General features: G+C 61.1%; 10 protein-coding genes. All 10 read right to left on the bottom strand.

Going from position 1 to position 12,723, the window contains the following annotated elements; translation table 11 throughout:
- Positions 1-36 precede the first annotated feature (36 nt).
- The 10 genes from H1B31_RS04000 to H1B31_RS03955 all read right to left on the bottom strand — a co-directional run bounded on the left by H1B31_RS04000 (position 37) and on the right by H1B31_RS03955 (position 12,603).
- The gene (locus tag H1B31_RS04000) at positions 37-888 is read right to left on the bottom strand and encodes a MurR/RpiR family transcriptional regulator (protein WP_185980983.1); all 852 of its coding nucleotides are present in this window, start codon (positions 886-888) and stop codon (positions 37-39) included.
- Between the two features lie 100 nt (positions 889-988).
- Positions 989-1,882 carry a dihydrodipicolinate synthase family protein gene (locus H1B31_RS03995; RefSeq protein WP_185980982.1) on the bottom strand — a complete coding sequence of 298 codons (894 nt, stop codon included), beginning with the start codon at positions 1,880-1,882 and terminating at the stop codon, positions 989-991.
- Between the two features lie 20 nt (positions 1,883-1,902).
- Positions 1,903-3,885, bottom strand: coding sequence for a YjhG/YagF family D-xylonate dehydratase (locus H1B31_RS03990; protein WP_185980981.1), 1,983 nt, complete (start codon positions 3,883-3,885; stop codon positions 1,903-1,905).
- Positions 3,886-3,969: 84 nt separating this feature from the next.
- Complete coding sequence (locus tag H1B31_RS03985; protein ID WP_185980980.1) at positions 3,970-5,067, bottom strand: zinc-dependent dehydrogenase; 1,098 nt, start codon at positions 5,065-5,067, stop codon at positions 3,970-3,972.
- A gap of 15 nt (positions 5,068-5,082) precedes the next feature.
- The gene (locus H1B31_RS03980) at positions 5,083-6,147 is read right to left on the bottom strand and encodes a 2-hydroxyacid dehydrogenase (protein ID WP_066846068.1); all 1,065 of its coding nucleotides are present in this window, start codon (positions 6,145-6,147) and stop codon (positions 5,083-5,085) included.
- An 11-nt stretch (positions 6,148-6,158) separates the two neighbouring features.
- A complete protein-coding gene (locus tag H1B31_RS03975) occupies positions 6,159-6,515 on the bottom strand; it encodes a PTS glucitol/sorbitol transporter subunit IIA (protein WP_185980979.1) in 357 nt (118 codons plus the stop codon).
- Between the two features lie 18 nt (positions 6,516-6,533).
- Positions 6,534-8,048 carry an FGGY-family carbohydrate kinase gene (locus H1B31_RS03970; RefSeq protein ID WP_185980978.1) on the bottom strand — a complete coding sequence of 505 codons (1,515 nt, stop codon included), beginning with the start codon at positions 8,046-8,048 and terminating at the stop codon, positions 6,534-6,536.
- Positions 8,049-8,075: 27 nt separating this feature from the next.
- The gene (locus H1B31_RS03965) at positions 8,076-9,395 is read right to left on the bottom strand and encodes a gluconate:H+ symporter (protein ID WP_009440899.1); all 1,320 of its coding nucleotides are present in this window, start codon (positions 9,393-9,395) and stop codon (positions 8,076-8,078) included.
- A 220-nt stretch (positions 9,396-9,615) separates the two neighbouring features.
- Positions 9,616-11,040 carry an NADP-dependent phosphogluconate dehydrogenase gene (gene gndA, locus H1B31_RS03960; protein WP_185980977.1) on the bottom strand — a complete coding sequence of 475 codons (1,425 nt, stop codon included), beginning with the start codon at positions 11,038-11,040 and terminating at the stop codon, positions 9,616-9,618.
- A 15-nt stretch (positions 11,041-11,055) separates the two neighbouring features.
- Entirely contained in the window at positions 11,056-12,603 is a 1,548-nt protein-coding gene (locus tag H1B31_RS03955) for a gluconokinase (protein WP_185980976.1), read from the bottom strand.
- Positions 12,604-12,723 lie beyond the last annotated feature (120 nt).

Here is a 12,723-nt window from a genome sequence, read left to right as displayed (position 1 = left end):
CTCTCCATTTCTTCCCTATCCACACGCCCTGCGTTCCTACGTCCGCTTCTTCGCAATCACCGCGCGCATCTTCTGCAGGTTGCGGCGATACTCCCTCGGGCTCTGCATGGCGATAACAGTGTAGAGGGCATCGGTGATCGCCATATGAATGAGGCGTGAGGAGACGGCCTCGGAGCTGTAATGCACTTCGCGACCCATGCCGTGCAGAATGATATCGCCGAGTTTGGCAAGCGGCGAATGTGCGTGACTTGTGATGACGATGACGGCAGCCCCCGCCGCGCGCGCCGTGCGGACGGTATCGAGCAGCTCGAGGGTCGCACCCGTATGCGAGACAGCGATGACAGCGTCCCTTGCCGTGAGGAGGGACGCCGACGTCGCCTGCTGGTGTGCGTCGCTGTATGCCTGCACGACCATGCCGAAGCGCAGGAAACGCGTCTCGATGTCGCGGCAGACGGTCGCGGAGTTGCCGAATCCATAGACGGCAATGCGCCGCGCCCCGCGTATGATCTCGACGGCGCGCTCAATCGCCGCATAGTCGAGCAGCTTCAGGGTATCCTGCAAGCCGTCCATGATGTTGCGAAAGACCTTCTGCACGACCTTCTCGCTCGTATCTGCGGCATCGATGTCCTGATAGACCGTTTCCGCCTGCGTGTAGAGCTCTGCCGCGAGGGCGATCTTAAAGCTCTGCAGGCCGCTGAACCCGAGCTTTTTGCAAAAGCGCGAGATCGTGATCTCAGAACTGCCGACCGCCGCCGCAAGCTCCGAGATGGTCTGATCCATCACCTCGCCCACATGTGTGGACACATAGTCCGCAATGCGCTTCTCCGTGCGCGTCATATGCGCGTAACTGCCGCGCATCACGGGCAGCGGTAAGTTCTCCGCCGTCATCCTGCCACTCTCCTTCGATGTTACTTTTATGTCATTATAGCAAAGTTTGAGGCAAAAAGACACCTCCTGCAAAAATCCATTGCAGGAGGTGTTGTGCATTTTACGATACAGTGCGATCGGCGAGGATGGCACGAATCTCCCGATCCTCCGCCTCCGTCAGCACCGTTCCCGGCGCACGCGTGTATGTGGAGATGGGCAGACCTGCCGCACGCACCGCCGCCTTCATACCCGTGATGAAGAGCGGCGTCACGGCGTAGATCCGCATGAGCCCAGCAATCTGCTCGGCACATTTCACCGCCGCAGCGATGTCGCCGTTCTCGTACGCACTGTGCATCTTGACGAAGAGCTCGGGCACGACATTCGTGAGCCCACAGAGAACGCCGTCACCGCCCGAGATGCGGTTCACGATGTAGTATTCGTCAAAGCCCGAGAGAACGGAGAAGTCCGGGCGCACGGGCTTGACCGCCTGACAGATGCGCCGTGTATGGCTGATGTTGTCCACCGTGTCCTTGATCCCCGTGATCGTGGGGCAGCGCTGTGCAATCTCACGTACGATCTCGGGGCTGAGGTCACTGCCCGTACGGTCGGGGAAGTTGTAGAGCATGATGGGGAGCTCCACCGCGTTTGCAATACGCTCGAAATAGTCCACCGCTGCTGCCGCAGGCAGTCCGAAATAATAAGGCGAGACGATATTGAGCGCATCCGCCCCCGCCTCTGCGGCATACGCGGCGAGACGAACGACCTCATCCTCTGCTGTATTACCCACGCCGATCACAACCTGTGTGCGCCCCGCAATAGTCTTGACGGCACAGTCGATCAGCGCCCGCCGCTCTGCGTCGCTGAATGCGTAGAACTCGCCGAGACTCCCGAGAAAGAGCAGCCCGTTCAGCCCCGCTTCCACGAGATGATTCATATGCTGCTCCATATTTGCATAGTCGATTGTTCCGTCATCCTTCAAAATTGTGATGACCGGTGAGTTGACGCCCTTGAACATAATATCCTCCGCTTTCCGTATCAGCTGCCTGATTTATCACGCAGCGCCGCCTTGCCCGCCTCGAGCACGGCGAGAATTCGCTCCACATCGTAGACATTGCCGCGCCATGTACCGCCGCTGACTTCCTGCAGCGCCGCCCAGAGGCGCGTATCATCGGGGAGATCGGCATCGGGGCCGACGCCGTCCTGCATGCTGCGCGCTGCGAGCACACGCGCGCCCTCCTCATAGCTCAGAGGCTCCTCCTCGGTGCCGATGAAGTTCAGACTGCCCTCGAGTTTCTCCGTATCGACAATGATCTCGACGACATCGCCGTCGCGCAGCTTTCCGATGGGTCCCCCTGCCAGCGCCTCAGGCCCCACATGTCCGAAGCAGGCACCCGTCGAAACTCCCGAGAACCGCGCGTCCGTGATGAGGGAGACATGCTTGCCGAACGGCAGATGCTTGAGTGCCGAGGTGAGCTGGTAAGTCTCCTCCATGCCCGTCCCCTTCGGACCGCCGCCCATGACAATCATGATGTCGCCCGCCACAATGCGTCCATGCTCCTTGAGTGCCGCAATCGCCGCCTTTTCCGAGGTAAAGGTCTTGACCTTGCCCGTGTGGCGGAACACCTTGTCCGCGTCGATCACGGAGGGGTCAATCGCCGTGGATTTCACGACAGAGCCCTCGGGCGCGATATTGCCCGTGGGGAAGGTCACGGTCGAGCCGATGCCGCGCCGACGCGCCTCATCCGGCGTAAAGATGACCTCATCGGGCGAGAGCCCGTCGACCTCCTCGAGCCGCTTGCGCAATATCGCGCGACGCTCGGAGTGCTCCCACCAGTCAAGGTTCTCGCCGAGCGTCGCCCCCGTGACGGTGAGCGCATCCTCGTGCAGGAGTCCGAGGCGGCGCAGATACAGCATGACCTCGGGCACGCCGCCCGCCATGAACGCGAACACCGTCGGATAGTTGACAGGACCGATCGGCAGGACGCTCACGAGGCGCGGCACCTCCTTGTTGATGCGCGACCAGTCGCGCACGTCGGGCATATGACAGCCCGCTGCGTGTGCAATCGCAGGGAGGTGAAGGAGGAGATTCGTGGAGCCGCCGAACGCCGCGTGAATGACCATCGCATTCTCGATCGCCTTGTCGGTCAGGATGTCGCGTGCCGTAATCCCCCGTGCAGCAAGCGCCATAACTGCACGCGCCGAAGCGCGCCCGATCTCTCGCCAGATCTCCTCGCCCGAGGGCGCAAGCGCCGCATGCGTCAGTGTGAGTCCCAGCCCCTCGGCAACCACCTGCGAGGTACCCGCCGTCCCGAGGAACTGGCAACCGCCGCCCGGCGATGCACAGGAGCTGCATCCTGTGCGTGCGGCATAGTCGAGCGTGATTTCATCATTTGCATAGCGCACGCCGAGGGTCTGCACCGTGCCCAGATCCTCGCTGTTCGTCGGCGAGAGGGTCGCGCCGCCCGGGATGAGGATGACGGGGCGATCATGCATCCCCGCGAGCGCCATCATCATAGCGGGCAGGCCCTTGTCACATGCAGCGACGCCGATGATCGCCCGACGTGTCGGCAGGGAGCGCATGAGGCGGCGCATGACGATCGCCGCGTCGTTGCGGTAGGGCAGTGAGTCGAACATCCCCGTCGTCCCCTGACTGCGGCCGTCACACGGGTCAGTGACAAAGGCTGCATGCGGGACAAGCCCTGCTCCCTTGATTTCATCTGCGGCGGCACGCATGAGGTCGCCGAGCTCAAAGTGCCCGTTGTGCAGCCCAACCGCCGCCGTCGTCCCGTCATCGCGGCGAATGCCGCCCTGCGTGCTGATGATAAGCACATCGCCGCCGGCGAGGTCATCGGGATTCCAGCCCATGCCCGCATTGATCGTCATACCGAAGATATTGCCGCTCGGCGCCGTCCGCAGCATCTCATCCGTCAGCGGCAGTCGCCCCTTTGGGCCCTCTTTTCGCGTGTGGACATCGTACAGCCCCCGTGGGGCGCTTCCATAAAGCTCCTCCATAGACATCGCAGCTCCACCTCTCAATACATATACACAGACAGAAACGGGGCCGCCGCACGAACGTGAACGTGCAGCAGCCCCACCTAAAGTTTAGCCTTTTGAAATCATAAGATCCGGATGACGTGCAATATCTGCGGCAAGCTCTTCCATATGGGGGACGACCGCAACGCGCATGCCCGCCCGATGCTCTACGAGGTCGAAGCCGTGCACGATGTCTTCCAACGCAACGGCGTGGGTGAGGATGCGGTCGGCATTGATCTTCCCGCTGCGGATCAGCTCCACGGCGAGCGCATTATGGCGCGGCGCGGAGGAGAATGTGCCGTACAGCGTGATCTGCCGATAGTGGACGAAGTTCACATCGAACGAGAGCTCCGGCGTATCCTTCGGCAGACCTGCAAAGAGGCAGACCTTGCCCATCTTGCCTGTCATGGCGATGCCCGCACGCTGTGCGGCGGCGCTGCCCGCCGTGACAATGACGACATTTGCGCCCAGACCGTCCGTCGCGTCCAGCACCGCCTGCACGCCGCCGTCCTCGCCCGTCTCGATGTAGGCGTCATAGTTCAGATCCTGCGCCGCATCCAGACGGTTGCGGCTGCGGTTCAGGAGGAAGATCTTCCCCGCCCCGCGCGCGCGTGCCAGCTCCGCGTGCATGATGCCGATAGGCCCCGCGCCGATGACAGCGACAGTATCGCCGAGCTGGATGTCCATCGCCTCCTGCCCGTTGATGACACAGGCGAGAGGCTCCGAGAGTGAAGCGGCAAGGTAGTCGACCTCATCGGGGATGAAGTTCACATTGCCTGCGCGTACCGCGCTCGCAGGAATCCGCACGTACTCGGCGAAGCCGCCGTCATAGCCGTGCGCAATGGTCTCACGCGTGTAGCAGAGGTGCTGACGCCCAGAGAGGCAGTAGGAGCACGCGCCGCAGCCGATACCCGGCGCTACGATAACGCGGTCACCCACATGATAGCGCTCGACGCCCGCGCCGACCTCCTCGATCACACCTGCAATCTCGTGCCCGAGGATGATGGGCGGATGAATCGCCTTGTGCCCATGGCGGAATGTCCGAAGGTCACCGCCGCAGATGGCGCACGCCTTGACCTTGACGAGGAGTTCTCCCGCGCCGATTGTCGGCTTTGCGACATCCTCCACGCGCACATCCGCCGTGCCGTGATACATTGCTGCTTTCATATGCTCCTCCTCCCCTTATTTGAGTCCGGAAAAATCAGTCGAAACGGCGTCCGCATTGACCACCCAGCGCGGCGCACCGCCGCCGATTGTGCTCTTGACCTCCTCGAGCAGGAGATAGGGCGTGCGGTTGAATGCGTCGCGCGTCGAGCCCGCGAGATGCGGCGTGATTGTGACATTCTCGAGCGTCATGAACGGGTGATCCGCCGGCGGCGGCTCCGTCCAGAACACGTCAATCGCAGCGCCGCCAATCCGCTTGTCATGCAGGGCGGAGATGAGCGCCTGCTCGTCGATGAGCCCCGCACGCGCCGTGTTGATGACGTATGCCGTCGGCTTCATACGCGCGAACTCCTTTTCACCGAGAAGCCCCTGCGTCGCCTCGGAGAGACGCGCGTGCATGCTGATGAAGTCCGCCTCCGCACACAGCTCCTCGAGCGATACAAGGCGTGCGCCCGCCGCCTCCACATCCTCCGCCTTTGCATACGGATCGTAGACGAGGATCTCCACGTCGAAGCCCTTCAGCTTCTTCGCTACGAGATGACCTATGTAACCGAATCCGACGAGACCAATTTTTTTCTCGAGCATATCGCCGACAAAGGCAGCATTCGAATACTGTTTCTTCCAATGTCCCTGCTTCAGCTCTGCGTGAGCGCGGCCGATGTTGCGCATCTCTGCGAGCATGAGGCCGATCGTGTAGTCCGAAACCGCGTGTGCATTGCGCCCCATCGTGTGGAACACGGCAATGCCCTGCTTCGATGCCGCAGCCACATCCACGTTCTCAACGCCCGCACGGCACGCGCCGATGATGCGGCACTTCTTCGCCGCAGCAACGATCTCGGCGTTGATCGGCGTGTGATGCGTGATGATGATGTCGACATCGCTGACGTGGTCGAAGATCTCCTGCGGCGGTCTGCCCGCCGACGGCCCCTTCTTCTCTACCTCGCTGCGCAGAAACCAGAACTCCTCATCGCTCGCGGGCTTCCAGTCGACACGCGCAACGTCCACATCGCCCAGAATCTTTTTGACAGCGGCTTCCAAACGCTCCGACGAGAGCAGCGGATCACCAATAACCAGAACTTTCATCGCTGTCCTCCTCACTCAAAGCGAATGATATCGCCAACCATGAAGCGCGGCACGCCGTCGCCCTTCACCATGATCTGCCCCGGCTGCTCCGCCGCATCCTTGCCCGTAAACACAATCGTGCAGTGCCCGTGCTCGCGCAGGGTCTTCATCGCCTCATCGCCGACCGCCGTCACCGTATAGCTGCGGTCTGCGAGATGGAGCGTGTCCCCGACGACGATGTCCGCCTTCACCTCTGCCTTCGTATGCGCGACAACCATGTTCTCGTACTCGTATGGTACATCCTTATCAAAGATGATGACCGACTCGCGCGTCCGCATGAAGGGCAGTACGAAATCCCCAATGCCCGTAACCGTTACCTCATATTTCATCGCATATCTCCTCCGCTTCTATTTTTCTTCGTTGGTTCCCTGTGCGCGCGTGACCGCAGCGTTGAACTCCCGCAGAGCGGGATAGAGCGCGCGGTTCAACGTCTCATACAGCTCCATATACTGTGCGTGGTGCGCTGCATTGGGCGTATATTGCCGCTCTGCAAACTGCACACGCGCCGCAGCATCCTCGGGGCTTATATAGACACCCGCACCAAGTCCCGCGAGCATCGCCGCCCCAAGCGCCGCTGCCTCGGGAACATCCTTGCTGCGTACGGGGATGCCTGTGACATCCGCCTTCATCTGCATCCAAAACGCACTCTTTGCTGCGCCGCCGATGGCGTAGATCGACTCGACGCTCTGCCCCGAGAGCTCCTGCATCGCCTGCACAATGCTGTGCATCTCGTAGCAGAGCCCCTCGAGAATCGCGCGGACAAAGGTGCCGCGCGTCGTTGCACGCGTGAGTCCCACAAATGCGCCGCGCGCCGCAGGATCGCTGCCCATCGTGTGCCGTCCCGAGAAATACGGCAGCATCATACAGCCGCGTGCGCCGATCGGCTCACGTGCCGCCTCATCGACCAGCAGATCGAAGGACTCACACGCAAACGTGTTCTTGAACCATTCAAAGATACCGCCCGACGCCACGATCATACCCATGATATAGTAAGCGTCATTCACCACGTAGGCGACGGATGTGAAATTCTTCTCCATGCTGGCGCTGCTGATCTCGGGTGCGTCGAGAATCGCAAGCAGCTGCTCACTCGTCCCCGTGGAGTCCAGCATCTGCCCCGGACGGATAATGCCCGTTGCAAAGGTGCCGCAGGCATAGTCCACGCCGCCCGCAAAGACGGGCGTTCCCTTCTTGAGCCCCGTTGCCGCCGCAGCAGCTGCGGTCAGAGCACCAATCTGCTCTCCGGGGCGGATCGGCTCTGCGAGCAGAGAACGCTCTATGCCCGCCTCCGCGAGGATCTCCTCCGACCAGTCGCGGCGATTCAGATCGAACGCCATTGAGCGGCAGGCGTTCGTCCACGGCGCACGCGCCGTGCCCGTCAGTTTCAGACTGATGAAGCCCGCGATCGGAATCCAGAGGCGCGCCCGCGCCCATGCCTCGGGCACATAGCGCTTGATCCACTGCATCTTGGTGATGCTCGCGACGGGGTTCGGGTTGATGCCCGTGATCCGATAGATCCGCTCACGCCCGAACGGCTCCCACGCCGAGGCAATCGCCTCTGTACGCGTGTCGAACCACCGAATTGCAGGATACACCGATTGTGCCGCGCCGTCAAGCAGTACATCCTCGCCCGAGCTTGCGACGGCAATGCCGTCACAGCTCTCACCGGGCAGCTGCGCCGCGACCTCTGCAATACACGCAGCAGCACCCTCCCAGATCAGCTCGGGCGAAGTCTCCGCCCAGCCGTTTTCATGATATTTCGTATTTGCCGGCCGCCGCGCGGAGGCGAGAAATCTCCCCGCCGCATCACACGCGATTGCCTTATAGTTCGTAGAGCCTGCATCAATGCCCAAAAGATAGCCCATGACAGCCACGCTCCTTTGGTACGCTCATCAGCCGATGAACATATTGAGGATCAGAACGCCCGCAAGGCCGAGCACGGAGATGATCGTCTCCATCGTGCACCACGTGCGCACCGTCTCCTTGACCGTGAGACCGAAGAACTCCTTGAAGAGCCAGAAGCCTGGGTCGTTCGGCGGCGAGATGATGAGACTGCCCGCGCCCGTTGCGAGCACCATAAGCTCGGGGCTGACGCCCGTGAGCGCAACCACGGGAGCCGCAATGCCGCCTGCTGTGAGCGCTGCAACCGTCGCGCTGCCGCAGGCGATGCGGATGACCGCCGCAATCGACCATGCGAGGACGAGCGGCGAGAGGTCAGAGCCCATGAGGAGGTCGCCGATGTAGCGGCCAACACCGCTGTCGATGAGGATCTGCTTGAGCGCGCCGCCGCCGCCCACGATGAGGAGGATCATGGCGATCGCGAGAATCGCGGACTCGGAGATCTTCATGATCTCCTGGATGCTCTTGCCGCGTGAAATACCGAACGTGTAGAACGCGATAAAGATGGAGATCGTGAGCGCCATATCAGGCGAGCCGAGGAAGACCATGATCGCGAGTGCATGCGAGTCTGCGGGCAGCGTCATCTTTGCAATCGCAGAGCCCGCCATCAGGACGACGGGAACGAGTGCGGTGAAGACGCTGATGCCGAAGCTCGGCATTTCCTCATCCGTGAACACCTTCGGATTGTAGAGTCCCTCGGGAATCGCGGGGTTGAGATCCTTGACGAAGTTGTAGAAGATCGGGCCTGCGATGACCGCGATCGGCGCCGCGAGCAGCGCACCGTAGACGAGGGTCAGACCGATGTCCGCATTGTAGATGACCGAGATTGCCGTGGGACCCGGATGCGGCGGCAGGAAGCCGTGCGTAACCGAGAGCGCCGCAGCCATCGGGATACCGACCTCGAGGAGGCGGATCTGCGCCGATGCCGCAATCGTGAAGACGAGCGGGATGAGCAGGACGAAGCCGATTTCATAGAAGAGCGCGATGCCGACGATGAAGCCCGTAAGGCAGACCGCCCACTTGACCTTTTCCTTGCCGAACATGTTGATGAGCGTCATGGCAATGCGCTGTGCACCGCCGCTCTCCGCCATCAGCTTGCCGAGGATCGCACCGAACGAGACGACAATGGCAAGTCCGCCGAGCGTCCCCCCGAGGCCCTTCTGGATGACGGGAATGATCTGCGTGACGGGCAGCCCCTCGGCGTAGCCGACGAGACCCGCGACGATGAGCAGCGAGATGAAACTGTTCAGCTTCACGCGAACGATGAGGAAGAACAGCAGCAGGATGCCCACAGCTAGAATAATCAGCGGCATAGGATTCCTCTCCTTTCATGATGGGGGATCGCCCCCCCGCAGCGCGCTGCCCTCAACTACTGGCAGCAAGATCTATAACAATTCCTGATGTAATTATAGTCGATGGCCTTTCATTTGTAAATAGCATTTCATTTATTTAATTATATTTTGTTTACTAAATATCATTTTAGGGTGCAAAAAAGCTGCTACATGAATCCACGCAGCAGCCGATCCGTACTATTTACTTTTCGTAATGCTCCTGCCACACATGGTGGAACGAGCCCTCCTTGTCGACGCGCTCAAAGGTATGCGCGCCGAAGTAATCGCGCTGCGCCTGAATGAGGTTCGCGCCGAGCTGTGGGCTGCGGAAGGCATCGATGTATTGCATGGCAGCGGAGAATGCGGGAATGGGCACGCCGCGCTCCACGGCGAGGCAGACCGTGCGGCGCAGGCTCGGCGCATTGCCGTTGATGGAGGAGAGGAAGAAATCGTCAAACATGAGATTCTTCAGATTCGGCTCCTTCTCGTAGGCATCTGTGATGCGCTGGAGGAATTCCGCCTGAATGATGCAGCCCGCGCGGAAGATCGAGGCGATCTTGCCGAAGTCGAGCGACCAGCCGAACTCCTCCTTTGCCGCGCGATAGAGTGAGAAGCCCTGTGCGTAGGCGACAATTTTCGCCGTATAGAGGCTGCAGCGCACCGCCTCAATGAAGTCTGCATCCACGGTCACCGCAGCCCCCTCGGGTGCCGTCATGACCGCGCCCGCGTGTGCGCGCTCCTCCGTGAGGTTCGAGAGTACGCGCGCATTGCATGCGGCAGAGATCATGGAGAGATCGACACCGCGCGCGAGTGCCTCGAGGCTCGTCCAACGGCCTGTCCCCTTCTGCCCCGCGCGGTCGACAATGATGTCGACGAGCGCCGCCCCCGTCTCCTCATCCACCTCCGCAAAGATGTCCGCCGTAATGCCGATGAGATAGCTCCGAAGCTCGCCGCTGTTCCACGCATGGAAGATCTCGCCGATGCGCGCATTGGAGAGGCCGCCGACATGTTTCAGGATGAGATAGGTCTCCGCGATGAGCTGCATATCTGCGTACTCGATGCCGTTATGCACCATCTTGACATAGTGCCCCGCACCGTCCTCACCGATATAAGTGCAGCACGGCTCCTCTCCCGCACGCGCGGCAATGCCCTCGAGAATCGGACGCACGGATTCGTAGGCGGCACGGTCGCCGCCCGGCATGATGGCAGGGCCGAGACGCGCGCCCTTCTCGCCGCCCGAGACACCCACGCCGAAATAGCAGATATTTTTTTCTTTCAGCGCATCATGACGGCGACGCGTATCCTCATAGAACGAGTTCCCGCCGTCGAGAATGATATCCCCCGCCTCGAGCAGTGGCGCAATCTCCCCGATTGCCCAGTCCACGGGATCGCCCGCTGCGATCATGAGGAAGACGCGGCGCGGCTTTTTCAGCGATCCGATGAACTCCTTCAGATCGTAGAACGGATGAAAGTTCGCGGGCGGGTTGCGCTTTGCAGCGTCCTCCGTCATATCCGGCGTACGGTTCCACCCCGCCACCTGAAAGCCGTGATCCGCCATGTTGAACGCGAGATTGCTCCCCATGACGCCCATGCCGACGACGCCAATATCCATCATGCCATTACTCATCTCGATCTTCCTCCCTCAATGTCCCGCCTGATACGCCGCGATCTCCGCGAATTCTCTCTGCAAATTGTGATAGAGCCGCCCGCTGATGTCTACGAGCTGCGCGTAGGTCTTCGTATTGTCCGCATCCGGCGTGTAGATCTTCTTTGCGTGCACGAGATCCGCCGTATCCGCGATTCCTGCCATCTCGCCTGCGGAGATGAAGCCGAGCACCGCCGCGCCGTACGCCGCGCCCTCGCTGTTGTCGGGCAGGACGAGCGGCTCGCCGAGCACGTCCGCAAGGATCTGCATCCAGAGGGGCGACTTCGTAAAGCTGCCGCTCGCACGGATGTCCCGCACCTCGCCGAACTCACGCAGCGCATCGAAGACGGCGTGCATACCGTAGCAGATGCCCTCCATGACGGCGCGGATCATATGGGAGCGGCTGTGGTTCAGCGAGAGGCCGAAGAAGAGGCCGCGCAGGTCGGAGTTCCAATACGGGGCGCGCTCGCCCGTGAAGAATGGCAGGAGGATCAGTCCGTCGGAGCCCGCCGCCACCTTTGACGCCTTCATCGTCATGAGGTCGTAGGCATCCACATCGAGACCTTCCATCTGTGCCTCGCTGAAATGGCAGATGTTGTCGCGCATCCAGCGCAGAATCATGCCGCCGTTGTTGATTGCGCCGCCCGCAACCCAGAGGCCGTCGACCAGATTATAACACCATGTACGCATTGCGTCATCCGTGCGCGGTTCACCGACGAGCATGCGCACGGCGCCACTCGTGCCGATGGTCGCACTCAGCTGTCCCGCCGAGACCGCGCCGATGCCGACGTTGACGAGTACGCCGTCCGTCGCACCGATCACCACGGGCAGCCCTGCCGTGAGATGCATACGCTCCGCCGCATCCGCTGCGAGCGGCCGCGCCTCGGTCGTCGAAATCACGGGTGGCAGCATCTCCTCCGTGATGCCGATGAAGTTCAGAATCTCCGCATCCCACGCGAGTGCACGCGCATTGTAGAGCGCAGTGGTGCTCGCTGTCGAGCGGTCGATGAGGAATTCGCCCGTAAAGGCGTGGAAGAGATGATCCTTGATCGAGCCGATGTACTTTGTACGCGCAAAGAGCTCAGGACGATTCCGCTTCAGCCAGATGATCTTTGCCAGCGGATAGCACGCGTGCATGGGGCAGCCCGTCCGCTCGTAGAACGCGCGGCAGAGTTCAGGCTCATTTTCCTTCAGCTCTCGCACAATGCCCGCGCTGCGGCTATCCGCCCACGTCTGCATATCCGTGAGCGGCTGCTTCTCCGCATCGAGCGGAATGAGGCTGTGCATAACCGTACTGAGGGCAATGCCCGACGGCATCCGCCCCTGATAGCGCAGCGCATCCGCCGCCTCGCGCACGACCTGCTCCGTCGCCGCAAGAATTTCAGATGGACGCTCCTCCGCCCAGTCCGGATGCGGCGTGCGCAGCGGGTAGAACGCCTCCGCCGACGCCAGGCTCACGCCCGACGCCTCGTATGCAATTGCGCGCACGCCCGTCGTCCCCACATCCACACCAATCCAAATGCCTTTCACATGGTTTGCCATCATGCCGCCGCCTTTCCGTGAAAACGAGATGAATTTCCTATATTGTACCATGCTTTCTTTTGTTAAGCAACTAGTTTATCATATATTATTTCTTAAAATGATATTTTTATATCACTCTATTTG

Origin of the sequence: Selenomonas timonae (assembly GCF_014250475.1) — a bacterium.
In the GTDB taxonomy this organism is placed as follows: domain Bacteria; phylum Bacillota; class Negativicutes; order Selenomonadales; family Selenomonadaceae; genus Centipeda; species Centipeda timonae.
This window is presented reverse-complemented; position numbering and strand designations above follow the sequence as displayed.

Coding starts and splice junctions, on each gene's coding strand:
- H1B31_RS03995 (WP_185980982.1), bottom strand. CDS start 1,882: ATGTTCAAGGGCGTCAACTCACCGGTCATCACAATTTTGAAGGATGAC.
- H1B31_RS03990 (WP_185980981.1), bottom strand. CDS start 3,885: ATGTCTATGGAGGAGCTTTATGGAAGCGCCCCACGGGGGCTGTACGAT.
- H1B31_RS03965 (WP_009440899.1), bottom strand. CDS start 9,395: ATGCCGCTGATTATTCTAGCTGTGGGCATCCTGCTGCTGTTCTTCCTC.
- H1B31_RS03980 (WP_066846068.1), bottom strand. CDS start 6,147: ATGAAAGTTCTGGTTATTGGTGATCCGCTGCTCTCGTCGGAGCGTTTG.
- H1B31_RS03975 (WP_185980979.1), bottom strand. CDS start 6,515: ATGAAATATGAGGTAACGGTTACGGGCATTGGGGATTTCGTACTGCCC.
- H1B31_RS03970 (WP_185980978.1), bottom strand. CDS start 8,048: ATGGGCTATCTTTTGGGCATTGATGCAGGCTCTACGAACTATAAGGCA.
- H1B31_RS03955 (WP_185980976.1), bottom strand. CDS start 12,603: ATGATGGCAAACCATGTGAAAGGCATTTGGATTGGTGTGGATGTGGGG.
- gndA (WP_185980977.1), bottom strand. CDS start 11,040: ATGAGTAATGGCATGATGGATATTGGCGTCGTCGGCATGGGCGTCATG.
- H1B31_RS04000 (WP_185980983.1), bottom strand. CDS start 888: ATGACGGCGGAGAACTTACCGCTGCCCGTGATGCGCGGCAGTTACGCG.
- H1B31_RS03985 (WP_185980980.1), bottom strand. CDS start 5,067: ATGAAAGCAGCAATGTATCACGGCACGGCGGATGTGCGCGTGGAGGAT.